The 22,863-nt window shown below is 65.6% G+C and carries 20 protein-coding genes; 10 read left to right on the forward strand and 10 right to left on the reverse strand.

Features of this window, described 5'->3' with window-relative positions:
• Positions 1–19 precede the first annotated feature (19 nt).
• The 7 genes from arnF to arnB are packed head-to-tail and all read right to left on the reverse strand — an operon-like array spanning position 20 to position 7,482.
• A complete protein-coding gene (gene arnF, locus AC1ZV1_RS05160; RefSeq protein WP_484297505.1) occupies positions 20–385 on the reverse strand; it encodes a 4-amino-4-deoxy-L-arabinose-phosphoundecaprenol flippase subunit ArnF in 366 nt (121 codons plus the stop codon).
• A 59-nt stretch (positions 386–444) separates the two neighbouring features.
• Positions 445–789 carry a 4-amino-4-deoxy-L-arabinose-phosphoundecaprenol flippase subunit ArnE gene (gene arnE, locus AC1ZV1_RS05165; RefSeq protein ID WP_484295795.1) on the reverse strand — a complete coding sequence of 115 codons (345 nt, stop codon included), beginning with the start codon at positions 787–789 and terminating at the stop codon, positions 445–447.
• The gene (gene arnT / locus AC1ZV1_RS05170) at positions 786–2,432 is read right to left on the reverse strand and encodes a lipid IV(A) 4-amino-4-deoxy-L-arabinosyltransferase (protein ID WP_484295796.1); all 1,647 of its coding nucleotides are present in this window, start codon (positions 2,430–2,432) and stop codon (positions 786–788) included. The genes arnE and arnT overlap by 4 nt, the downstream gene beginning before the upstream one ends.
• Complete coding sequence (gene arnD / locus AC1ZV1_RS05175; RefSeq protein WP_484297506.1) at positions 2,429–3,316, reverse strand: 4-deoxy-4-formamido-L-arabinose-phosphoundecaprenol deformylase; 888 nt, start codon at positions 3,314–3,316, stop codon at positions 2,429–2,431. The genes arnT and arnD overlap by 4 nt, the downstream gene beginning before the upstream one ends.
• Positions 3,313–5,334, reverse strand: coding sequence for a bifunctional UDP-4-amino-4-deoxy-L-arabinose formyltransferase/UDP-glucuronic acid oxidase ArnA (gene arnA, locus AC1ZV1_RS05180; protein WP_484295797.1), 2,022 nt, complete (start codon positions 5,332–5,334; stop codon positions 3,313–3,315). The genes arnD and arnA overlap by 4 nt, the downstream gene beginning before the upstream one ends.
• Entirely contained in the window at positions 5,331–6,335 is a 1,005-nt protein-coding gene (arnC, locus tag AC1ZV1_RS05185) for an undecaprenyl-phosphate 4-deoxy-4-formamido-L-arabinose transferase (protein WP_484295798.1), read from the reverse strand. Before arnC ends, arnA begins: the two co-directional genes overlap by 4 nt.
• A gap of 7 nt (positions 6,336–6,342) precedes the next feature.
• A complete protein-coding gene (arnB, locus tag AC1ZV1_RS05190) occupies positions 6,343–7,482 on the reverse strand; it encodes a UDP-4-amino-4-deoxy-L-arabinose aminotransferase (protein ID WP_484295799.1) in 1,140 nt (379 codons plus the stop codon).
• A gap of 278 nt (positions 7,483–7,760) precedes the next feature.
• Between arnB and AC1ZV1_RS05195 the strand changes: the two genes are divergently transcribed.
• From AC1ZV1_RS05195 to AC1ZV1_RS05210, 4 genes are all read left to right on the forward strand, one after another.
• Entirely contained in the window at positions 7,761–9,800 is a 2,040-nt protein-coding gene (locus AC1ZV1_RS05195; RefSeq protein ID WP_484295800.1) for an aminotransferase class I/II-fold pyridoxal phosphate-dependent enzyme, read from the forward strand.
• A 69-nt stretch (positions 9,801–9,869) separates the two neighbouring features.
• Positions 9,870–10,655, forward strand: a complete 786-nt coding sequence (locus tag AC1ZV1_RS05200) for a transporter substrate-binding domain-containing protein (RefSeq protein WP_484295801.1) — start codon at positions 9,870–9,872, stop codon at positions 10,653–10,655.
• A 75-nt stretch (positions 10,656–10,730) separates the two neighbouring features.
• Positions 10,731–11,441, forward strand: a complete 711-nt coding sequence (locus AC1ZV1_RS05205) for an ABC transporter permease (RefSeq protein ID WP_484295802.1) — start codon at positions 10,731–10,733, stop codon at positions 11,439–11,441.
• Positions 11,442–11,454: 13 nt separating this feature from the next.
• Entirely contained in the window at positions 11,455–12,204 is a 750-nt protein-coding gene (locus AC1ZV1_RS05210) for an ABC transporter permease (protein ID WP_484295803.1), read from the forward strand.
• Positions 12,205–12,246: 42 nt separating this feature from the next.
• Here the strand turns inward: AC1ZV1_RS05210 and AC1ZV1_RS05215 are convergent, their stop codons facing one another.
• Positions 12,247–12,870, reverse strand: coding sequence for a TetR/AcrR family transcriptional regulator (locus AC1ZV1_RS05215; protein ID WP_484295804.1), 624 nt, complete (start codon positions 12,868–12,870; stop codon positions 12,247–12,249).
• A 119-nt stretch (positions 12,871–12,989) separates the two neighbouring features.
• On the opposite strand from AC1ZV1_RS05215, the gene AC1ZV1_RS05220 reads away from it, so the two are divergent.
• On the forward strand, positions 12,990–14,003 hold the full coding sequence (locus AC1ZV1_RS05220) for a M14 family metallopeptidase (protein ID WP_484295805.1): 1,014 nt from the start codon (positions 12,990–12,992) through the stop codon (positions 14,001–14,003).
• 79 nt (positions 14,004–14,082) lie between these two features.
• Here the strand turns inward: AC1ZV1_RS05220 and AC1ZV1_RS05225 are convergent, their stop codons facing one another.
• A complete protein-coding gene (locus tag AC1ZV1_RS05225; RefSeq protein WP_484295806.1) occupies positions 14,083–15,666 on the reverse strand; it encodes a peptide chain release factor 3 in 1,584 nt (527 codons plus the stop codon).
• A 126-nt stretch (positions 15,667–15,792) separates the two neighbouring features.
• Entirely contained in the window at positions 15,793–17,064 is a 1,272-nt protein-coding gene (locus AC1ZV1_RS05230; RefSeq protein ID WP_484295807.1) for a cation:proton antiporter, read from the reverse strand.
• 434 nt (positions 17,065–17,498) lie between these two features.
• Between AC1ZV1_RS05230 and AC1ZV1_RS05235 the strand changes: the two genes are divergently transcribed.
• From AC1ZV1_RS05235 to AC1ZV1_RS05255, 5 genes are all read left to right on the forward strand, one after another.
• Positions 17,499–18,215, forward strand: a complete 717-nt coding sequence (locus AC1ZV1_RS05235; RefSeq protein ID WP_484295808.1) for an ABC transporter permease — start codon at positions 17,499–17,501, stop codon at positions 18,213–18,215.
• Positions 18,216–18,226: 11 nt separating this feature from the next.
• The gene (locus AC1ZV1_RS05240) at positions 18,227–19,198 is read left to right on the forward strand and encodes a glycine betaine ABC transporter substrate-binding protein (RefSeq protein WP_484295809.1); all 972 of its coding nucleotides are present in this window, start codon (positions 18,227–18,229) and stop codon (positions 19,196–19,198) included.
• Between the two features lies 1 nt (position 19,199).
• Positions 19,200–19,865 carry an ABC transporter permease gene (locus tag AC1ZV1_RS05245; protein ID WP_484295810.1) on the forward strand — a complete coding sequence of 222 codons (666 nt, stop codon included), beginning with the start codon at positions 19,200–19,202 and terminating at the stop codon, positions 19,863–19,865.
• 2 nt (positions 19,866–19,867) lie between these two features.
• Positions 19,868–21,034 carry an osmoprotectant ABC transporter ATP-binding protein OsmV gene (locus tag AC1ZV1_RS05250; RefSeq protein ID WP_484295811.1) on the forward strand — a complete coding sequence of 389 codons (1,167 nt, stop codon included), beginning with the start codon at positions 19,868–19,870 and terminating at the stop codon, positions 21,032–21,034.
• A gap of 531 nt (positions 21,035–21,565) precedes the next feature.
• Positions 21,566–22,729, forward strand: a complete 1,164-nt coding sequence (locus tag AC1ZV1_RS05255) for a type III PLP-dependent enzyme (RefSeq protein WP_088421176.1) — start codon at positions 21,566–21,568, stop codon at positions 22,727–22,729.
• Positions 22,730–22,863 lie beyond the last annotated feature (134 nt).

Below are 22,863 nucleotides of genomic sequence, written 5' to 3' on the forward strand. Positions count from 1 at the left end.
ACTTGAAACGAAAAGAGGGTCACTCGAACCGTGCGTGCTCGGCGCGAGCGTCACCGGATGGAGTGGCGGTTGTTCGGTCCTGGCGGCGCGGCGCGTTGATCGCGATGACCCCGGCGATGACCAGGCCGACACCCAGGGTGCGCGGCAGGCTCAGGGGTTCGCCGAGTCCCGGCAGGACGGCGGCGCCGAGGTAGACGAGGGCGTAGCTGAGGCTCAGCCACGAGTAAGCGCGGCTGAGGGGAAGATGATTCAGGGCGAGCAGCCAGCAGAGCATCGACAGCGCATAGGCCAATACTGCGCCGGCCAGCGTCAGCAGGGCGGCGATGTCGAGCTGCACCAGGTCGAACGGCCAGTGCGAGGGCAGGTGCGTCATGCTCCAGCGCATGCCCAGTTGTGCGCCGCTCACCAGCAGCACGCTGCCGAGGGCGAAAGCGATACCGCGCTTCACGCGTGCATCCCCAGCAGGGCGACGCCGCCGACGATCAGCGCCACGCCGAACCAGTGGCGGGCGTCGATATGCTCGCCGAACAGGCGGCTTGCCAGCAGCGTCACCAGCACGAAGTTCAGGCTCAGCATGGGATACGCGACGCCGACTTCCAGGCGTTGCAGGACCAGCAGCCAGAGCAGCAGGCCACCGCCCAGGCAGGCGACGGCCAGTATCAGCCAGGGCGAGAAGAGTTTCGCCGTCAGGCTCGAAGGCGCCGTGCGCCAGCTTTCCACCGCGAACTTCTGCGCCAGCTGGCCCAGGCAGGTGAGCAGGCAGACGCCGGCCAGCAACAGGGCGGTCACGGCGTGGCCTGCGGAATCAGCAGGACCACCAGGTGGTTCTGCCGGTAGCTGATGGCGTCGCTGGGCAGCATCGCCAGTTCCGCTTCGTCGTTGGCGCTGTTGACCCGCATGACCACGCCGAGAGTGCCTTCGGCGCGGGCGCGGTCGACCCAGGCGTGGATATCGGCCGGGGCGACGCTGCGGCCCTGGCCCTCGGGATAGCTCAGGCCGAACTTCAGTTCGCCTTCGGTGTTGAACAGCGTGATGTCGCTGCGCTGGGTACGCCAGGCCAGTGCGGTGGCGGTACCCAGGTCGTTGCTCAGGAGACTGTGGGCGCCCTTGAGCTGGTCCAGGTGCTCGGCGATGAACTGGTCGGGCATCTTGCTGTTGACCAGGTTGTTCGGCATGGCGTTGGGCACCAGCGCCACCAGGAGCCAGGCGGCGAAGGCGGGCACCGCCCAGAAGCGATTCGGGCGTAGCACCTGCAACAGCCCGGCGAGCAGCCAGACGATGCAGACCAGGGCGATCATCAGGACGCTGGGCAGTTCGTCGTGGTACTGCGGGTGGCGCGCCTGCATGAAGACCAGGCCAGCCAGGGCGCTGCTGCCCAGGATCAGGTTGAGCGCGCCGTTGAGCTTCAGGGCGACCAGCTTGCGTTGCTGCAGCGCACGGCCGATGGCATCGGCCATCAGCAGGGCCAGCGGGGCGAAGCAGGGCATGATGTAGGTCGGCAGCTTGCCCTTGGCCAGGCTGAAGAACAGGAAGGGCATGGCGAACCACAGGAGCAGGAACAGCAGTTTCGACTCGCGCCACCCGTTAAGGGCGTTGCGCAGTGCCGGGATGATCAGCACTGCCCAGGGCAGTGCGCTGGCGAACAGCAACGGCACGAAGAACCAGAATGGGCGGCCGTGCTGGGCGTCGTCACCGGCGAAGCGGCGGATGTGCTCGTGCCAGAAGAAGAAGTCCCAGAAGTCCGGCTCGCGGGCATGGATCAGCAGCACCCAGGGCGCGGCGACCAGCGCAGCCACCAGCACCGCCAGCGGCCCATGGCGCAGTAGCTCGCCGAAGCGCTTCTGCAGCACGGCGTAGGGCAGGCCGACGATCACCGGCAGCAGGAAGGCGAGGAAGCCCTTGGTCATGAAGCCGAAGGCGCAGGCGGCGCCCAGCAGGCTCCAGGCGGCGAGGCGCCCGCGCGTGGTGGTGGCGTCGAAGGCGAACCAGAGGGCACCGAGGCTGAGGTTCACGCACAGGGTGAACTGCGGGTCGAGGTTGGCGTAGCCGGCTTGCCCGGCGATCAGCCCGAAGCTCATGTACAGCAGGCCCGCAGCCCAGGTACGGCGCGGGTCGTTCCACAGCCGGCGAGCAACCAGGATCACCAGCAGGGTACTCAGCGCGGTGACCAGGGCCGAGGCGAAGCGCACGCCGAACAGGTTCTGCCCGAACACCGCCTGGCTGGCCGCTGTCAGCCAGTAGCCGCCGGTAGGCTTCTCGAAGTAGCGCAGGCCGAGCAGGTGCGGGGAAACCCAGTCGCCGCTCTGCAGCATGGCCTGGGAGATCTGCGCATTGCGCGATTCGTCGGGAATCCACAGGCCGTGGAAGGCCATCGGCAGCAGGATGCACAGGACGAAGGCGGCGAGCAGCGTCGGGTAGGCCAGGCGCTTCATGCGTGTTGCACCCCCAGCCAGCCTTCGCGGCCGGCCAGTTCGCCGCGCACCAGGCTGGCGACGGGCAGGGTGGTCGGGTCGTCCGGCAGCAGCCGGCCCAGCGGAACGAAGCGGATGCCGCTGGCCCGTGCCTGGGCCAGCAAGCGTCGGAAGTCGTGGGCCATGAGAATGCCCTCGACCTCGGCGTGAATGGTGTACACGTTCAAGGCGTCCATGTCGAAACGGGAAAGAATGTAGTCGTTGAAGGCCGGAGGCGGTGTCTGCGGGCCCACGACTTCGTCGAAGGTCGGCATGTCTACCGGAATCTGCGGAGTACCCGCGCGGCCATCGGCCAGGCGCGGACGGAACATCGAGCGGCCGCGGCAGTCGCTGTTGTAGCGGAAGCCGAAGCGCTCCTTGGCCTCCACCGTGCGCTCGTCGGCACGCCAGCCGGCCACCGCCGAGCATTCCACCGGGTTGCCGAGGATGTCGGCGAGGGTGTCCACACCACGGCGGATCTGCTGCTCCAGTTGCTGTGTGTTCCAGCGACCGGCGTTGGCCTGCCAGCCGTGGTGGTCCCAGGCGTGCAGGCCGACCTCGTGGCCGGCCTCCTGGGCGCGCCGCATCAGGTGACCGAGGTCGCGGCCGATCGGTTTGCCCGGCCAGGCGGTACCGGCCAGGAGAATATCCCAGCCGTAGAGACCGGCGGCGTTCGAGCGCAGCATCTTCCACAGGAACTGCGGGCGGATCAGGCGCCACAGGTGTCGGCCCATGTTGTCCGGTCCGACGCTGAAGAAGAATGTCGCCTTGACGCCCGCTTCCTCGAGCATGTCCAGCAGTCGCGGCACACCGTCACGGGTGCCGCGGTAGGTGTCGACGTCGATGCGTAGTCCCGCTCTCATCAGGCGATGCTTTTCTTCAGCGGGATGGCATGGGGCGCACCACCGGCGCGTTCGGCCAGGGCTTCACGGAGGAAGAAGTCCAGGGTCTTGCCGATGGTCGCGGACAGCTCCACGCTCGGTTGCCAGTTCAACAGGCGACGGGCGTTCTCGATGCTCGGCTTGCGGTGCGACACGTCCTGGTAGCCGTCGCCGTAGAAGCTGCGGCTTTCCACTTCGCGGAAGCCGGCGAACGGCGGGAACTGGTCGCGCAGCGGGTGGGCCTCGAACTGACGCAGCAGTTCTTCGCCGAGCTGGCGGATGCTGGCCTCGTTGTCCGGGTTGCCGATGTTGACGATCTGCCCGTCGCAGCGGTTGCCGTCGTTGTCGATGATGCGCGCCAGTGCCTCGATACCGTCGTCCACGTCGGTGAAGCAGCGCTTCTGCTCGCCGCCGTCGACCAGGCGGATCGGGGTGCCTTCCACGAGGTGCAGGATCAGCTGGGTGATCGCGCGGGAGCTGCCGATACGGGCGGAGTCCAGGCGGTCCAGGCGTGGACCCATCCAGTTGAACGGACGGAACAGGGTGAACTTCAGGCCTTTCTGGCCATAGGCCCAGATGACGCGGTCGAGCAGTTGCTTGGAGACCGAGTAGATCCAGCGCTGCTTGTTGATCGGGCCGACGATGAGGTTGGACTTGTCCTCGTCGAAGCTGGCGTCGGAGCACATGCCGTACACCTCGGAGGTGGACGGGAAGATCACGCGCTTGTTGTACTTCACGCAGTAGCGGACCAGCTTGAGGTTTTCCTCGAAGTCCAGCTCGAACACGCGCAGCGGGTTGCGGGTGTATTCGATCGGCGTGGCGATCGCCACCAGCGGCAGGACCACGTCGCACTTCTTGATGTGGTACTCGATCCACTCGGTGTGAATGCTGATGTCGCCTTCGACGAAGTGGAAGTCCGGGTTGCCCTTCAGGCGCTCGATGGCATCGGAGCCGATGTCCAGGCCGTAGACCTCGTAGTTGCCGTCGCGCAGCAGGCGCTCGGAGAGGTGGTTGCCGATGAAACCGTTGACGCCGAGGATCAGGACGCGGGTCTTGCGCTTGGGCTTGCCGGTCGCGCCGTGCAGGCGCGAGCCGTCGACCAGGCCCATTTCGCGGGCGAGCTGCGGGCCGGCGAGGAACAGGCCGCTGTCGCCCTGCTGGCCGGAGAGGATTTCCAGCGAGTCTTCACCGCAGGCGATACGCAGGGGATCGACTGACAGTACCGAGCCCGGCGCCATGCCGTTGTTGCCAGCAGCGATGCGCGAGCTCCAGACGATCAGCTTGCGATCGCCCACCGGGGCGAAAGCGCCTGGGTAGGGCTGGGTCACGGCGCGGACCAGGTTGTGCAGTTCGTTGGCCGGGCGTTTCCAGTCGAGCTGGCCGTCTGCCGGGGTGCGGCGACCGAAGTAGCTGGCGCGGGATTCGTCCTGGGCGACTTCCTGCAGCTCACCGCGCGCCAGGCGCGGCAGGGCGGAGGCGAGCAGCTCGCGGGTGGCTTCGCGCAGCTTGCCGTGCAGCACCAGGGCGGTGTCGTCGGCGCCAATGGCGACGCTCTGCTGGGCGAGGATGCCGCCGGCATCGGCGCGCTTGACCATGCGGTGCAGGGTTACGCCGGTCTCGGTCTCGCCGTTGACCAGCACCCAGTTGGCCGGGGCGCGGCCACGGTAGCGCGGCAGCAGCGAGCCATGCAGGTTGTAGGCGCCCTTCGCGGCACAGGCCAGCAGTTCTTCGCTGAGCAGGTGACGGTAGTAGAAGGAGAAGATGTACTGCGGCTGCAGTTCACGGATACGCGCGACCCACAGCGGGTGGTTGACGTCTTCCGGAGCGTGCACCGGGATGCCCAGGCGTGCGCAGAGCTGCGCAACCGAGCCATAGAAGCGGTTTTCCTTGGGATCGTCGGCGTGGGTGAAGACGGCGTCGATCTGGTAACCGGCGGCGAGAAGGGCCTCGATGCCGGCGCAGCCGAAGTCGTGGTAGGCGAAGACGATGGTCTGCTGGGTCATGGCTGAATGGACTCGAAAGAAGGAGAAGAAGTGGAAAGCGGTGCGCGCGACGTCTCGGTGCGGACGATGCGCTCGATGAAGAAGCGGGGGCGGGCGCGTACGTCGTTGTACATGCGGCCCAGGTACTCGCCGAGCAGGCCCATGCCGACCAGTTGCACACCGGTGAACATGAACAGCACGGCGAACAGCACGAACACCCCGTGGCCGGCCCAGGCGGCGCCGAACAGCAGGCGCAGCACCACGAGCAGCAGGGCGAAGGCGAAGCCGGCCACCGCCATGCCGCCGCCGACGAAGGACAGCAGGCGCAGTGGCGAGGTGGTCATGCAGGTGACCAGGTCGAACATCAGGTTGATCAGGCGCAGGAAGTCGTACTTCGACTGACCATGCTCGCGCTCGGCGTGGGCGACGAGGATCTCGCTGGTGTGGCGGGCGAAGCTGTTGGCCAGGATCGGGATGAAGGTGCTGCGTTCGCGGCAGGCCAGCATCGCCTTGACGATGCTCGCGCGGTAGGCGCGCAGCATGCAGCCGTAGTCACTCATCGCGACGCCGGTGGAGCGCTGCACGGCGAGGTTGATCAGCTTCGACGGCCAACGGCGCAGGGCGGAGTCCTGGCGTTGCTGGCGCACGCTGCCGACCACGTCGTAGCCCTTGGCGGCTTCTTCCACCAAACGCGGAATCTCTTCCGGCGGGTTCTGCAGGTCGGCATCGAGGGTGATCACCAGGTCGCCCTGGCACTGCTCGAAGCCAGCCATGATCGCGGCGTGCTGGCCGTAGTTGCGGTTGAGGATCACCGCCACCACGTGGCTGCCCGGCGCCTCGGCGGCTTCCTGCAGCAGGTCGGCGGAGCTGTCGCGGCTGCCGTCGTCGATCAGCACGATTTCATAGTCGCGGCCCAGCTTCTCGCAGGCGGCGGTGGTGCGGCGCAGCAGCTCGGGCAGGCTGGCCTCTTCGTTGTACACCGGGATGACGATGGACACACGATTGATCGGATAGGGTTTCACGGTGGCGTTACCGAATCAGGGTTTCGATGGCGTCGACCACACGGTCCTGGTCGGCCTGGGTCATGTCGGGGAACAGCGGGATGGAGACGATCCGCGAGGAGTTCCACTCGGTGTTGGGCAGTTGCACGCGCGGGTAGCGCTGGCGGTAGTAGCTGTGCAGGTGGCTGCCGATGAAGTGGATGCCGGTACCGATGCCTCGCTGCTGCAGGCCCTGCATGAAGGCTTCGCGGTCGATGCCGCAGCGCTCTTCGTCGATGCGCAGGACGTACAGATGCCAGGCGTGGTGTTGCGGGTAGTCCGGCACCGCCAGCGGTTGCACCGGCAGGTGCGCCAGGCGCGAGGCGTAGCCGGCGGCCAGTTCGGCGCGGCGGGCGTTGATGGCCTCGAGCTTGGGCAGCTGGACCAGCGCGATGGCGGCGTTGATGTCGGTGAGGTTGTACTTGAAGCCCGGCTCCACCACCTGTGCCTGCGGCTTGCGGCCGTGGGTGAGACGGTCGTAGGCGTCGACGCCCAGGCCGTGGAATTTCAGGGTGCGCACGCGGTTGGCCAGGGCTTCGTCATCGGTGACGAACATGGCGCCTTCGGCGCAGGTGAGGTTCTTGATCGCGTGGAACGAGAAGATCGCGGTGCCGCGCTGGCCGACCGGGCGGCCGCGGTAGAAGGTCCCGGCGGCGTGGGCGGCGTCCTCGATCACGGCGATGCCATGGCGCAGGGCGAGTTCGTCGATCGGATCCATGTCGCAGGCGGCGCCGGCGTAGTGCACTGGAACGATGGCGCGGGTCCGCGGGGTGATCGCGGCCTCGATGCGCGCGGCGTCGGTCATCAGCGTGTCGCGGTCGACGTCGACGAACACCGGCGTGGCGCCCAGCAGGCTGATCATGTTGGCGGTGGACACCCAGGTCTGCGACGGGGTGATCACCTCGTCGCCCGGGCCGATGCCCAGCGCCAGCAGCGCCAGGTGCATGCCGCCGGTCGCGGAGGACAGCGCCACGGCATGGCGGCAGCCGATCGACTGGGCGAAGCGTTGTTCCAGTTCCGAGTTTTTCGGCCCGGTGGTGATCCAGCCCGAGCGCAGGACTTCATTGACTGCCTGGATCTCCTCCTCGCCAATGCTGGGGCGGGAGAATGGGAGGAAGGGCATTTCCATGTGGTGTTCCAAAGGCCGTGCCGGCTCTGTCAGGGGGTGAGAGAACGCTACGGGGGTGTTCGTTAAGAAGCCGTTAAGTGGATGTCGTTATTCCGTTCGTCGGTCGGACTTGCGACATGCAGCACCCGATCGGCGGAAGTCGGTGAGAGAACGATCTGAAAACGACATGTTTGATGTCGGAAAACACTGTTGAACACTCGTTCATCCTTGGCTATGGTGGCCCAACGCTCCTGCGGTCCCTCCTGCAGGACATTCCGTCATTCGGATGAGGCCCTTGCATGCGTTATTCGTCGCTTGTGGACAGGATGGTCGGACCCGGCGTCGCCGCCTGGGATATTCACTACGCCGCCATCGCTGCCCAGCGATCCGGTCGCGACGTGATAGTGCTCAGCGTCGGCGATCCCGATTTCGCCACTCCGGACTTCATCTCCGAGGCCGCCGTGTCCGCGTTGCGCGACGGCGACACCCACTACAGTGATGTAGCTGGCAAACCGGCACTTCGCCAGGCCATCGCCGCATTACATCAGCGGCGTTTCGGCCAAAAGGTAGGTGCCGAAAATGTCATCGTCGTTGCAGGCGCGCAGAATGGCCTGTTCGCGGCAGCGATGTGCCTGCTGGAGAAGGGTGACGAGGTCATTACGTTCGACCCGGTCTACGTCACCTACGAGGCCACCCTGAAGGCCACCGGGGCCGAGCTGGTCGGCGTGCCGACCCGGCCGGAAAACGGCTTCCGCCCGCAGGCCGCCGATATCGCTGCCGCGATCACCCCGCGCACGCGAGCGATCTTCCTCGCCAACCCGAACAATCCCACCGGCGTCGTGCTCAGCCGCGACGAATTGCTGGCCATCGCCGAGCTGGCCCAGGTGCACGACCTCTGGGTGGTGGTGGATGAGGTCTACGAGGGCCTGACCTTCGAGCGCGAACACCAGAGCATTGCCGCGTTACCCGGCATGGCCGAACGCACCCTGAGCATCGGCAGCCTGTCGAAATCCCACGCCATGACGGGCTGGCGCGCCGGCTGGATCGTGGCCAACAAGACGCTGGTCGAGCACCTGGAAAACCTCGCACTGAACATGTTCTACGGCCTGCCGGGCTTTGTGCAGGAAGCCGCGCTCGCAGCGGTGCAGCGCCACGACGAGGTGGTCTCGTCGATGCGCGAGATCTACCGCCGTCGCCGTGACCTGATCGTTGCGGCGCTGAGCGACTGTCCGCGGGTGACGGTGTTGTCGCCCGAGGCGGGCATGTTCGTCATGGTGGATGTACGCGGCACGGGCCTGAGCTCGCTGGACTTTTCCTGGCAGCTGTTCCATGCCACTGGCGTCTCGGTGCTCGACGCGGCGGCCTTCGGCCCGCAGGCCGAGGGCTTTGTGCGGCTCTCCTTCGGGCTGAGCGACGAGAGCATGGCGGAGGCTTGCGCGCGGATCATCCGCTTCGTCGAATCCCTTCCGGCAAAGGCCAATTCCGTAGGAGCGGACTCCGTCCGTGCTGTGCCCCGTGCCGAGGCGGGTCGCGGGCACGGGCCGCTCCTAGAGGAGCCGCAAGCGCCGTCCAAACCGGTCATCGAGGTGCGCGATATCCACAAGCGCTTCGGCGATTTCGAGGTGCTCAAGGGCGTATCGCTGTCGGCCCGCGAAGGCGAGGTGATTTCGCTGATCGGCGCCAGCGGTTCGGGCAAGAGCACCCTGCTGCGCTGTATCAACATGCTGGAAATTCCCAGCCAGGGCTCGGTCACCGTCAACGGCGAGACCATCGGCCTGACCCAGAACCGCCATGGCGAACCGATGGTGGCCGACCAGAAGCAGCTGACCCGCATCCGCTCGCAGCTGGGCATGGTGTTCCAGAGCTTCAACCTGTGGCCGCACCGCACCGTGCTGGAGAACCTGATCGAGGCGCCGACCTTCGTCCTCCACGAAAGCAAGGCCGAGGCCCGCGAGCGTGCCGAGGCGCTGCTCGAACGCGTCGGCCTGGCCGAGAAGCGCCACGAATACCCGGCGTTCCTCTCCGGCGGCCAGCAGCAGCGCGTGGCCATCGCCCGCGCGCTGGCCGTGCGGCCGAAAGTGATGCTGTTCGATGAGCCCACCTCGGCGCTGGATCCGGAATTGGTGGGCGAGGTGCTGAAGGTCATCCGCTCGCTGGCGGAGGAGGGGCGGACCATGATCCTGGTCACCCACGAGATGGCCTTTGCCCGCGATGTGTCCAGCCACGTGGCGTTCCTCCACAAGGGGCTGATCGAAGAAGAGGGCACCGCCGAGGAGGTCTTTTCGCGGCCGCGCAGCGAGCGCTGCCGGCAGTTCGTCAACGCGCACCAGAATCGCTGACCGATGCCGCGCTGTCGGCGCATCGATGAGCGTGACCCAACACTAAGTAAAACAATGCAGGGGATCACGATGAACAAGAAAGGTCTGTGCAATCTGATGGTGGGTGCGGCGATGCTGGTGGCCGGCGTGGCAAGCGCCCAGGCCGAGACGATCCGCTTCGCCCTGGCCGCCGAACCCTATCCGCCGTTCTCGCAGAAGCAGCCCGATGGCAGCTGGGTCGGCTTCGAGCCGGACCTGATCCACAAGGTCTGCGCCGAGATGAAGGCGACCTGCGAGATCGACGAAGTGGCCTGGGACGGCATCATCCCGGCGCTGCTGGCGAAGAAGATCGATGTGATCTTCAACTCCCTGTCCATCACCGAGGAGCGCGAGAAGCAGATCGCCTTCAGCCGCCCCTACTACGACACACCCGTCGCCGTCGCCGCGCCCCAGGCGGTGGACGTGCAGATCACTCCCGAAGGCCTGAAGGGCAAGACCATCGGCGTGCAGATCTCCACGGTCAGCTCCAACTACCTCAAGCAGTACTACGAGAAGATCGCCGACGTGCGCTACTACGACACCCAGGATTCGGTGAACGCGGACCTGGTGGCCGGGCGCATCGACCTGATGATGGCCGACGGCATCGCCGTGGCGTCCTTCGTCAAGTCGCCGGACGCCCAGGCAGCCGGCATCGTCAACAAGGGTGAAGTGAAGTACGACCCGCTGTTCGGCCGTGGCGTCGGCGCCGGCCTGCGCAAGGGCGATACCGAGCTGAAGGCGAAGATGGACGAGGCCATCGGCAAGCTGCTCGCCAGCGACGACTACAAGGCGCTGTCGGACAAGTACTTCGGCATGAGCGTCGCACCCAAGCAGTGACCCCGGCGCGAGCCGCGCCCGCGCGCTCACCCGGCGCGCGGGCACGAACCCGAGCCTCCCATTCTGGAGACGGCCATGCAAAGCATCTTCGACCTGATTGGCTTCGGTCCCTCCGGCTGGGGCCCGGCCCTGCTCAAGGGGCTTCTGGTCACCCTGCAGATTTCCGTCGGCGCCTTCCTCGTCGGCCTGCTGATCGGACTGGCCGCGGCCAGCGCCAAGATCGGCGGACCACGCCCGCTGGCGATGCTCGCGCGCGGTTACACCACGCTGTGCCGGGCGGTGCCGGAACTGCTGTTGATCCTGCTGCTGTTCTACGTCGGCTCCATGGGCCTGAACCAGTTCTTCGAATGGCTCGGCTACGGCCAGGTGAAGCTCAACGGGATGATGGTCGCCATCGTTGTGCTCGGCCTGGTGCAGGGCGCCTACGCCTCGGAAATCTTCCGTGGCGCCATCCAGTCGATTCCCTATGGCCAGATCGAGGCGGCGCGCGCCTACGGCATGCACGGCTTCGGCCTGTTCCGCCGGGTGACCCTGCCGATGATGGCGCCCAACGCGCTGGCCGGCATGGCCAACCTGTGGGTCAACCTGATCAAGGACAGCGCGCTGATCAGCGTGGTGGGCACCAACGAGCTGCTCTACACGGCCAAGCAGGCTGCCGGTTCGACCCGTCACTACCTGACCTTCTACCTCACTGCGGCGGCGCTGTATTACGTGCTCACCGTGCTTTCCAACCTGTTCGCGGGCTACCTGGAGCGGCGCTTCCGCCGCTGGATTCCGGCGGTCTGAACGAGGCGCGGCGATGAACGAACACTGGCTTTTCGTCTACGGTGCCCTGTTGCTCAAGGGGCTGGGCACCACCCTGGTGATCCTGCTGATTTCCGCCACGCTGGGCTTCGTGCTGGCGCTGGGCGTGGCGCTGGCGCGGATGTCGCGCAACTTCCTGGTCTCGCGCCTGGCGCTGGCGTACACCAGCGTGATCCGCGGCACCCCGCTGCTGGTGCAGATCTACATCTTCTACTACGGCCTGGGCAGCCTCTTCGCGCAGTTCCCGCTGATCCGCGGCAGCTTCCTCTGGCCCTACCTGCGCGATGGCTTCTGGTACATCGTCATCGCGCTGATCCTTTCGGTCGGTGCCTATGTCGGCGAGGTGGTGCGCGGCGGCCTGAAGGCCGTGCCGCGCGGTGAGCTGGAGGCCGCGTCGGCATTCGGCATGCACCGCACGCTGGTGCTCTACCGCGTATGGCTGCCACGGGCCATCCGCCTGTTGCTGCCGACGCTGGCGGGCGAGAGCGTGATGCTGCTCAAGTCCACGGCCCTGGCGTCCACCATTGCCGTGGTCGACCTGCTCGGTGCGGCCAACGTGGTGCGTGCGCAGACCTTCCAGGTGTACCAGCCGCTGCTGCTGGTAGCGGCGATCTACATCTGCCTGACCTTCATCATCGAGGCACTGTTCGCGGTGCTGGAGCGCGCCACGCCGGTTCGCCGTGAGACGCAGAAACCGGTGCAACGCTCCTGGCTGGGTAAGCGTCGTGCAAGGACGGCGGTTTGAGAGGTCATGGCTCGCCTCACGATCTGGCGAGCTAGCGCTGGATCAGGCGTAGGCGCCGCGGCGAAGTCCCTCTACCCAGCAGCGGCTGAGTTCGAGACCGTCGGCGGCGCTGAAGTTGGTCGGGTTCAGGCACCACTCCAGCCAGAGCCCGTCGAGCATGGCGGAGAGGCCGATGGCGGCAAGGCGCGGGCGGGCCACGCTGAATCCTTCGGCGCGGGCGAGTTCGCTGATGAGTTTTTCGAGAATGGCGAGGTAGCTGTGGTAGCCACGCTCGTGTGCTTCGTTCACCGGCGGCGAGTGGCGGATCAGGCTCCAGAACACTACCCAAGGACTGAGCAGGTCGGGGTCCAGTACCTGGGGTGAAAAGGAACCGGTGAGGAAGGCTTCCATCCGCGCCGCCGGGTCGTCGCCAACCGCGTCGACCTGCTGGTAGAGCGCCTGGGTAACCTCGCTGGCGAGGGTCTCGTAGGCCTGGGCGACCAGCGCGTCGATGCTGCCGAAGTGGTGGTTCACCAGGCCTACGGCGACGTCGGCTTCCTTGGCGATGCGGCGCACCGAAATGCCCGCGTGGCCATCGGCGACCAGACACTTGAGGCAGGCGCGCACGAGGTGGTCGCGGCGTTCCTCGGGTGTGGCGCGCTGGGCTTTCTGACGGGGGATATCCAAGGGCGGGCGTCCTGTGTTGCGTGGTGCCGCTCTGCGGCGAACGGTTTCGATACTAGGAGGCGCCGAAAAAGATTTCCATGGGCGATTCGGACAGAGACAGGACAGAGGAGGGAGTGCAGATGATCGAGGACGTATCCTTCAGCGTACCCGGCGATTCCGGCGCCGAGTTGCGTGTGCGCGCCTGGCGTATCGACGGCGGCAGACCGGGTCCGAAGGTGCATTTGCAGGCCGGTGTGCACGCCGATGAAATCGCCGGGATGCTGGTACTGCACGAACTGCTGCCGCGCCTGCGCGATGCCGCCGAGCGCGGCGTACTCAATGGCAGCGTGACGGTGGTGCCGCAGGCCAATCCGATCGGCATCGGGCAGTTCCGCCAGGGACGGATTCTCGGACGCCACCACGACGCGACCGCGCGCAATTTCAACCGCGGCTTCATCGCCTCCGCAGCCGCCAGCGGCACCCTGGATAACCTCACGCAGTGGCAGAGGCGCCTGGCCGAACTGGCCGCGTCGGCGGACATTGTGCTGGACCTGCACACTGACGACGAAGCGCTGCAGTACGTCTACATCCACGAGTGCTTCTGGCCTGCCGCGCAAGACCTCGCTGCCGCGTTACGCGCAGAGTTGGCGATCATCTGGGAAGGCGACGGCGATGGGGCGTTCGAAGAAGTGGTGATCGCCCCCTGGCTGGCCGAGCGCCGCTTCGCTGGGCGCCTGGTGGCGACGGTCGAACTGCGTGGCCAGGGTGACGTCAGCGATGCGCTGGCGCAGCAGGATGCCGATGGGCTCTATCGGTTCCTCGGTGCGCGTGGTGTGGTCGACGATGCCGGGCCGTTGCCGGAGTGGACAGGTGCCGCCACGCCCATGGGCTTCATGGAAACCGTGTGCGCCCCGGCGTCGGGGGTCCTGGTTTTCGAGCGGGAGCTGGGCGAGCACATCGAGGCGGGTGAGCGCTTCGCGCGCATCATCGCTCGCCCTGGCGACGCCAGCAGCGAACACATCCTGCGGGCGCCGCAGAGTGGATTGTTCGCCACCCGCTACCGTGACCGACTGATTCCCCAGGGCGCCATCGCGGGCAAGTTCACCGGTACGGCGCCGTCGAGCACCTGGAGCTCCGGGGCGCTCGATCCATAAGGAATGCCCGCTCCTACGAAAGCAGGTTGGTGCACATGAAAACGCCCGCGCAAGGCGGGCGTTTTCGTGAGCGGCGAACTCAGTGGTGTTCGCGGGTGGCGCGGAAGGTGATGTCCGGCCAGCGCTCTTCCATCAGGCTCAGGTTGACGCGGGTCGGGGCCAGGTAGGTGAGGTGGCCGCCGCCGTCCACGGACAGGTTCTCGAAGGCCTTGTCCTTGAACTCCTTGAGCTTCTTCTCGTCCTTGCACTCGATCCAGCGCGCGGACCAGACGTTGATCTGCTCGTAGGCGCACTCGACCTTGTATTCCTCCTTCAGGCGGCTGGCGACGACGTCGAACTGCAGCACACCGACGGCGCCGAGGATGATGTCGTTGTTGCGCTCGGGGAAGAACACCTGGGTCGCACCTTCCTCGGCCAGTTCCTGCAGGCCCTGGCGCAGCTGCTTGGACTTCAGCGGGTCCTTCAGGCGCACGCGGCGGAACAGTTCCGGGGCGAAGTGCGGGATGCCGGTGAAGCCCAGCGCCTCGCCTTCGGTGAAGGTGTCGCCGATCTGGATGGTGCCGTGGTTGTGCAGGCCGATGATGTCGCCGGCGAAGGCCTCTTCCAGCTGCTCACGCTCGCTGGAGAAGAAGGTCAGCGCGTCGGCGATCTTCACGTCCTTGCCCAGGCGCACGTGGCGCATCTTCATGCCCTTCTCGTACTTGCCCGAGCAGATGCGCATGAAGGCGATACGGTCGCGGTGTTTCGGGTCCATGTTCGCCTGGATCTTGAACACGAAGCCGGAGAACTTCTCCTCGGTCGGCGCCACGGTACGCTCGTGGGCACCACGCTCCAGCGGTTGCGGAGCCCAGTCGACAATGCAGTCGAGCACCTGGTCGACACCGAAGTTGCCCAGCGCGGTACCGAAGAACACCGGGGTCATCTCGCCCTTGAGGAAGGCGTCCTTGTCGAACTCGTGGCAGGCGCCCTGCACCAGTTCCAGCTCTTCGAGGAAGTTGCCGTAGAGGTCGCCCAGGTGTGCGCGCGCCTCGTCCGAGTCGAGCTTGTCGATGACCCTGGTCTCGATGCGCTCGTGGCCGTGGCCCGGCACGTAGACGATGATCTTGTCCTGGGCGAGGTGATACACGCCCTTGAAGTCGCGATAGCAGCCGATCGGCCAGGTGATCGGTGCGGCCTTGATCTTCAGTACCGCTTCGATCTCGTCGAGCAGCTCGATCGGGTCGCGGATGTCGCGGTCGAGTTTGTTGATGAAGCTGACGATGGGCGTGTCGCGTAGGCGGCAGACTTCCATCAGGGCGATGGTGCGCGGCTCGACGCCCTTGCCGCCGTCGAGGACCATCAGCGCCGAGTCCACCGCGGTCAGGGTGCGGTAGGTGTCTTCGGAGAAGTCTTCGTGGCCGGGGGTGTCGAGCAGGTTGATCATGTGCTCGCGGTAGGGGAACTGCATCACCGAGGTGGTGATGGAGATGCCGCGCTGCTTCTCCATCTCCATCCAGTCGGAGGTGGCGTGGCGGTCGGACTTGCGCGACTTCACGGTACCGGCGACGGCAATTGCCTTGCCCATCAGCAGGAGCTTCTCGGTAATGGTGGTCTTACCGGCGTCGGGGTGGGAAATGATCGCGAACGTACGACGCTTCGCGACTTCGGCGGCTTGGATGCTCATGGATGGGTGCCTGGTCGATTCGGTGAAGACGGGCGGCAAGCGGCCCGAAAAGCGCGGGATTATAGCGTAAACAGCAGCGTCGCCGGCAGACCCGGCGACGCAAGGCGTCGGGCCCTCGGAGGGCCTTCAGTGGTCGCTGTCGGCGACCGGCTCGGCGCCCTTGTAGATGCGCCGCACCAGCGGGCCGATCGAGAGGCCCTGGAGCAGGATCGACACCAGCACCACCACGTAGGTCAGGCTGAGGATCAGATCGCGCTGCTCGCCCAGTGGCAGGGACAGCGCCAGGGCGACCGAGACGCCACCGCGCAGTCCGCCCCAGACGAGGATGCGGATGGTGCCGGCGGGCACCTGGCGGCGGCCGTTTTCCCGCTGGCGCAGCACGACGATGGCCGGTGCCACGGTGAGCAGGCGGGAGATCAGCACCGCGCCGCCGAGGGTAAAGGCGGCCACGACGTGCAGCCAGTTGAACGGCAGCAGGAGCAGTTCCAGGCCGATCAGGGCGAACAGCAGGGCGTTGAGGATCTCGTCGATCAGCTCCCAGAACTTGTCGATGTAGCGCCGCGTCTCGTCGGACATGGCGTACTGCCGCGCCTGGTTACCGATGATCAGGCCGGCCACCACCATGGCGATCGGCGCCGATACGTGCAGCCGGGCCGCCAGCGCCGCGCCGCCGATCACCAGGGCCAGGGTCAGCATGACTTCCACCTGGTACTGGTCGATGCCGCGCATCATCAGGAATACCCCGTAGCCCAGCGCCGCGCCGAACAGCACGCCGCCGATGGCTTCCTGCACGAACAGCCAGGCGATGGAGGACACGGTGGGTGTCTCGCCGGCCAGCAGGATGCCCAGCAGGATGGTGAAGACCACCACGGCCGTGCCGTCGTTGAACAAGGACTCGCCGACGATGGTGGTGGCCAGCGGCTTGGGTGCGCCGGCGGACTTGAGGATGCCCAGCACCGCGATGGGGTCGGTGGGCGAGATCAGGGCGCCGAACAGCAGGCAGTAGATGAAGTCCACGTGCCAGCCGAAGAGGGCGAAGGTGTAGTAGGCCAGGTAGCCGATCACCGTGGTGGCGATCAGTACGCCGAAGGTGGCCAGCAGGCCGATGGGCCACTTGTAGTTGCGCAGGTCGGACAGGTTCACGTGCAGGGCGCCGGCGAACAGCAGGGCGGGCAGGAACCAGGTCATCAGCACTTCGGAGAAGTCGATGCGGCGGATGATCTCCTGCATCTCGACTTCCAGGACGGGGTAGCCGGCCAGCGAGAGCCCCTGGGCGATAAAGGAGAACACCAGGGCGGTGGCCATGACGCCGATGGTCGGCGGCAGGCGGATGAAGCGGTAGTTGACGTAGGTGAGCAGGGTGGTCAGCGCGATGAACGCTGCAGCCAGATCAAGCATGGTGATGGATCTCCGTGGTAGGCAAGACGCCGGCCCCGAGTGACCTATCCATGGGTCGGGGGCACGCGAAAGGGACCCGATGATAACCGCTGAGCGAAACCGCGTGCGTGATCGCCGGGCGCATTCGGCGTTTGGCAAGCGGCGCAGTGCGTTGGTTCACCTGAATGGGAGTTTTTTTGAAAAAAACGTTTACCGCTGCAGCCCCCGGACCATGGGGGCTGACGCCGATCTGGGCGTGGCGCGATGGCAGAAGGATGGCAAATTTATTGAACGGATGGGCACGGACCGGGGTCCACCCCTTCGCGACGGCAATCCGCAAGTGCTTGATTCCCGTCGCGTTTAATCGCGGTCCCAATCAGGTTTCTGGACGGGATCGAGCGTCAAGTGAGCGTGGCGATGCCAGTCGCCGCGCACCCGAAGGGAGTCCCCCAACCATGGTGAAAACCACCACGGGCAAGGCCCTGTTCGGCGTCTGCCTTGCAGTCGTTGTTCTGGCTTTGCTGATCCACTGGATCACCCCCGCCACCTTGTGGCAGTACCGCGAAGACCTGCTGTTCTACCTGCAGGCGCACCTGGTCCTGGTGTTCGCCTCCATGCTGGCCGCCGTCGCGGTCGGAATTCCCGCTGGCATCCTGCTCAGCCGGCCCGCCCTGCAGGGGCAGGCCGAACGCCTGATGCAGGTCTTCAACGTCGGCAACACCATCCCCCCACTGGCCGTGCTGGCCATCGCCCTGGCGATTGTCGGGATCGGCAACGGTCCGGCGATTCTCGCCCTGTTCCTCGCCTCGTTGCTGCCCATCGTGCGTAACACTTATGAAGGCCTGCGCGCCGTGCCGGCCTCCCTCAAGGAGGCGGCCACCGGCATCGGCATGACACCGCGCCAGGTGCTGCTGCGGGTCGAGCTGCCCAACGCCGTTCCGCTGATCATGGGGGGTGTGCGCATCGCCCTGGCGCTGAACGTCGGTTCCGCGCCACTGGCCTTCCTGATCGGCGCCAACAGCCTGGGCAGCCTGATCTTCCCCGGCATCGCCCTGGACGACCAGTCCAAGCTGCTGCTCGGCGCCGTGTGCACCGCGCTGCTGGCGCTGGTGCTCGATGGCCTGGTGGTGCTGTTCAGCCGCAGCGTGCTGGAGCGAGGGCTGACGCAATGAAAGGGACCGCAATGAAAGGGATCGATTTGAAGGGAGCCGGCCTGGCACGCCGCCTGGTCGGCGCACTGGGCCTGTTGCTGGTCACGGTCACCGGCGTCGCCCAGGCGGCCGACGTGATCCGCATCGGCGGCAAGCCGTTCACCGAGCAGCGCATTCTCACCGCCATCACCGCGCAGTACCTGCAGAGCAAGGGCTACGACGTGAAGGTCACCAACGGCCTGGGCAGCACGCTGGCGCGCAGCGCCCAGCAGAGCGGCCAGCTCGACCTGGTCTGGGAGTACACCGGCTCGTCGCTGATCGTCTACAACAAGGTCAAGGACAAGCTCGATGCCCAGCAGTCCCTGGCCAGGGTCCGCGAACTGGACGGCAAGAAGGGCCTGGTCTGGCCCAAGCCTGCGCCGTTCAACAATACCTATGCCCTGGCGATGCCCGAGGAACAGGCCGAGAAACTCGGCGTGCGCACCTTGAGCGACCTCGCCCGGGTGATGAAGGAGCAGGGGGAGAAGAAAGCCCACCTGTTCGCCATGGACCCGGAGTTCGCCGGGCGTCCCGATGGCCTCGGGCCGATGAGCGAGCTGTATGGCTTCCATTTCACCCGTGACGACGTGCGGCAGATGGACGCCGGGCTGGTCTACACCGCACTGAAGAACCGCCAGGTGTTCGTCGGCCTCGTCTACACCACTGACGGCCGCCTGAAGGACTTCAAGCTGCGTGTGCTGGAAGACGACAAGCACTTCTTCCCCTTCTACAACGCCGCCCCGGTCCTGCGCGCCGATGCGTTGCAGAGGCATCCGGAACTGAAGACCCTGTTCGAGCCCATCTCCGATCTGCTCGACGACAAGACCATGCAGGCGCTCAATGCCCAGGTCGACATCGAGCAGGAACCGCCCCAGCGCGTGGCGCAGAAGTTCCTGCGCGAGCACGGCCTGCTGGGCGACAAGGCCAAGCCTGTCGAGGAACAACCTGCACAGGAGGAAAACTGACATGGACTTCATGACCGTGATTTCCCGCCTGGACTGGACCCAGGTCGGGCAATTGACGCTGCAGCACCTGATGCTGGTGTCCATCGCCGTGGGCCTGGCCATTATCGTCGGCGTTCCGCTGGGCGTGCTGATGACGCGCTTCAAGTGGCTCGCCGGGCCGCTGCAGGGCGCGGCTACCGTGGTACTGACCATCCCGTCCATTGCCCTGTTCGGCCTGATGCTGCCGCTGTACTCGAAGATCGGCCAGGGCCTCGGTCCGCTGCCGGCGATCACCGCGGTGTTCCTCTATTCGCTGCTGCCGATCCTGCGCAACACCTACCTCGCGCTGACCAACGTCGAGCCCGGTATCCGCGAAGCCGGCAAGGGCATCGGCATGACCTTCTGGCAGCGCCTGCGGATGGTCGACATCCCCATCGCCGTACCGGTGATCCTCGCCGGTGTGCGCACTGCCGTGGTGATGAACATCGGCGTGATGACCATTGCCGCCGTGATCGGCGCCGGTGGCCTGGGCGTGCTCATCCTCAATTCCATCAGCCAATCCAACATGCCCATGCTGGTGGTCGGCGCCGTGCTGGTGAGCCTCTTGGCCATCGCCGCCGACCTGCTGCTGCAGTGGCTGCAGCGTGCGCTCACCCCGAAGGGCCTGCGCCCGCAGACAGGAGACTGAACATGATCGAACTCGACCAACTGACCAAGACCTTCACCCTCAAGGACGGCAAGGAGTTCCGCGCCGTGGACAAGGTCAGCCTGACCGTGGAGAAGGGCGAGATCTGCGTATTCCTCGGCCCTTCCGGTTGCGGCAAGACCACCACGCTGAAGATGATCAACCGCATCATCCAGCCCACCTCCGGGCGTGTACTGATCGATGGCCAGGACACCCGCGAGCTGGACGAAGTGACCCTGCGCCGCCATATCGGCTACGTGATCCAGCAGATCGGCCTGTTCCCCAACATGACCATCGAGGAAAACATCATGGTCGTGCCGCGCCTGCTCGGCTGGGACAAGCAGAAGTGCAAGGAGAAGGCGCGCGAGCTGATGGCCATGGTCAAGCTCGAACCCAAGCAGTACCTGTCGCGCTATCCGCGGGAGCTGTCCGGCGGACAGCAGCAGCGTATCGGTGTGATCCGCGCGCTGGCCGCCGACGCGCCATTGCTGCTGATGGACGAGCCGTTCGGCGCGGTGGATCCGATCAACCGCGAGTCGATCCAGAACGAGTTCTTCGAGCTGCAGCGCAAGTTGGGCATGACGGTGATCATGGTCAGCCACGACATCGACGAGGCGATCAAGCTGGGCGACAAGGTAGCGGTGTTCAAGAGTGGCCGCCTGCTCCAGTACGACCATCCGGATACCCTTCTGGCGCACCCGGCGGACGAGTTCGTCAGCGCCTTCACCGGCCAGGACAGCACCTTGAAGCGCCTGCTGCTGGTGCGCGCCGAGGATGCCGCCGACAGCAGCATCGTCACCGCCAACCCGGAGACCAGCGTCGCCGAGGCGCTGGAAAAGATGGAGGAGGATGATCGCCGCTACCTGGTGGTGGTCGACGCCAACGGCAAGGGCCTGGGCTACGTGCGCCGCAAGGACATGCGCCGCCAGGACGGCGTCTGCGGCAACTTCCTCAACGAGTTCCGCGTCACCGCCAGCCACGACGAGCACCTGCGCATCCTGTTGTCGCGCATGTACGAGTTCAACAGCTCATGGCTGCCGGTGCTGGATGCCGACGGGCAGTTCCTCGGCGAGGTGACGCAGGAGTCCATCGCCGATTACCTGAGCTCGGGCCGCTCGCGCGGGCGCAAGACCAACATCGTGTCGCCGGCGGAAGTGGCTCAGGCTTCCTGATCGGATCTATTCCCTTACCCAGCTGCGGGCGGCTCCCTCTCCCTCCCCCCTCACCCTCCGGGGAGAGGGTGAGGGGGGAGGGAACACCCAACGCCGATCCCCCGTACATCCCTCAAACAAACCTCCGCACCCCCCTTCCGAAACGCTGAACTCACCCCTCTGTCATCGGTCGTTAATTGACGTAGGACGATGATGCAGAAACGCGTCGAAAGCCCCGTTCTGTGCGGTATTCCGTGCATTTTGTTGAGTATCTGAAACAGTCAACCGGCAGTGCGACAAAGGGATGCGAAAAAGCGGCAATTCAGGGTTGAACTCACGAACTTCAGGTCCTAAAGTTCGCGCCCGAACGTCCATGCTGGAAACGATCCATCCGGCTCAAGTACTGACGACGAGAGGCACCGGCGCCATTGACCGGTACCGGTGATACTCGGCGACATGCCTTGGGAAGTAGGCGAACCAAAGTGGGGAAACGGATTCGACGTTCAGCTTCACCCCTACGAATAACCTGTTCTGCCATTTGGAGTCCCAACCATGTCCATCAAGGTCGAGGATTACTTCGCCCCCGAAACCTTCCAGCGTATGAAGGCGTTTGCCGACAAGCAGGAGACCCCCTTCGTCGTCATCGACAAGCAGACCATCGCCGATGCCTACGACCAGCTGACCGATTGCTTCCCGTTCGCCAAGATCTACTACGCGGTGAAGGCCAACCCCGCCACCGAGATCACTGAGCTGCTGCGCGACAAGGGCTCGAACTTCGACATCGCCTCCATCTATGAGCTGGACAAGGTGATGAAGACCGGCGTGCGTGCCGAGCAGATCAGCTACGGCAACACCATCAAGAAAGCCCGCGACATTCGCTACTTCTACGAGAAGGGCGTGCGCCTGTTCGCCACCGACTCCGAGGCCGACCTGCGCAACATCGCCAAGGCCGCGCCGGGCTCCAAGGTCTACGTGCGCATCCTCACCGAAGGCTCGACCTCGGCCGACTGGCCGCTGTCGCGCAAGTTCGGTTGCCAGTCGGACATGGCCATGGACCTGCTGGTACTGGCCCGCGACCTGGGCCTGGTGCCTTACGGCGTGTCCTTCCACGTGGGTTCGCAGCAGCGCGATATCGGCGTGTGGGATGCGGCCATCGCCAAGGTGAAGGTCATCTTCGAGCGCCTGAAGGAAGAAGACGGCATCGAGCTGAAGTTGATCAACATGGGCGGCGGCTTCCCGGCCAACTACATCGCCAAGACCAACAGCCTGGAAACCTACGCGGAAGAAATCATCCGCTTCCTCAAGGAAGATTTCGGCGACGACCTGCCGGAAATCATCCTCGAGCCGGGCCGTTCGCTGATCGCCAACGCCGGCATCCTGGTCAGCGAAGTGGTGCTGGTGGCGCGCAAGTCGCGCACGGCCGTCGAGCGCTGGGTCTTCACCGATGTGGGCAAGTTCTCCGGCCTGATCGAAACCATGGACGAGTCCATCAAGTTCCCGATCCACGTGGAGAAGGCGGGCGAGCTGGAGGAAGTGGTGATCGCCGGTCCGACCTGCGACAGCGCGGACATCATGTACGAGCACTACAAGTACGGCCTGCCGCTGAACCTGGCTGCTGGCGACCGCCTGTACTGGCTGTCCACCGGCGCCTACACCACCAGCTACAGCGCGGTGGAATTCAACGGCTTCCCGCCGCTGAAGGCGTTCTACCTGTAAGTCTTGCTGTACTGAAAAGGCCCCGCTGATGCAGGGCTTTTTCTTTTCTGGCGCGGGCCATGCCGATGGACTTAATCCGCCGCGCGCTGGTGTAGGAGAGGGCTATGCTCGCGATCCGCTGCAAGGCCGGCGTT

The organism is Pseudomonas sp. BB438 (genome assembly GCF_057180225.1).

Coding starts and splice junctions, on each gene's coding strand:
- arnF (WP_484297505.1), bottom strand. CDS start 385: ATGCGCTGGAGCATGACGCACCTGCCCTCGCACTGGCCGTTCGACCTG.
- arnT (WP_484295796.1), bottom strand. CDS start 2,432: ATGAAGCGCCTGGCCTACCCGACGCTGCTCGCCGCCTTCGTCCTGTGC.
- arnA (WP_484295797.1), bottom strand. CDS start 5,334: ATGACCCAGCAGACCATCGTCTTCGCCTACCACGACTTCGGCTGCGCC.
- arnB (WP_484295799.1), bottom strand. CDS start 7,482: ATGGAAATGCCCTTCCTCCCATTCTCCCGCCCCAGCATTGGCGAGGAG.
- AC1ZV1_RS05195 (WP_484295800.1), top strand. CDS start 7,761: ATGCGTTATTCGTCGCTTGTGGACAGGATGGTCGGACCCGGCGTCGCC.
- AC1ZV1_RS05200 (WP_484295801.1), top strand. CDS start 9,870: ATGAACAAGAAAGGTCTGTGCAATCTGATGGTGGGTGCGGCGATGCTG.
- AC1ZV1_RS05205 (WP_484295802.1), top strand. CDS start 10,731: ATGCAAAGCATCTTCGACCTGATTGGCTTCGGTCCCTCCGGCTGGGGC.
- AC1ZV1_RS05210 (WP_484295803.1), top strand. CDS start 11,455: ATGAACGAACACTGGCTTTTCGTCTACGGTGCCCTGTTGCTCAAGGGG.
- AC1ZV1_RS05220 (WP_484295805.1), top strand. CDS start 12,990: ATGATCGAGGACGTATCCTTCAGCGTACCCGGCGATTCCGGCGCCGAG.
- AC1ZV1_RS05225 (WP_484295806.1), bottom strand. CDS start 15,666: ATGAGCATCCAAGCCGCCGAAGTCGCGAAGCGTCGTACGTTCGCGATC.
- AC1ZV1_RS05230 (WP_484295807.1), bottom strand. CDS start 17,064: ATGCTTGATCTGGCTGCAGCGTTCATCGCGCTGACCACCCTGCTCACC.
- AC1ZV1_RS05235 (WP_484295808.1), top strand. CDS start 17,499: ATGGTGAAAACCACCACGGGCAAGGCCCTGTTCGGCGTCTGCCTTGCA.
- AC1ZV1_RS05240 (WP_484295809.1), top strand. CDS start 18,227: ATGAAAGGGATCGATTTGAAGGGAGCCGGCCTGGCACGCCGCCTGGTC.
- AC1ZV1_RS05245 (WP_484295810.1), top strand. CDS start 19,200: ATGGACTTCATGACCGTGATTTCCCGCCTGGACTGGACCCAGGTCGGG.
- AC1ZV1_RS05250 (WP_484295811.1), top strand. CDS start 19,868: ATGATCGAACTCGACCAACTGACCAAGACCTTCACCCTCAAGGACGGC.
- AC1ZV1_RS05255 (WP_088421176.1), top strand. CDS start 21,566: ATGTCCATCAAGGTCGAGGATTACTTCGCCCCCGAAACCTTCCAGCGT.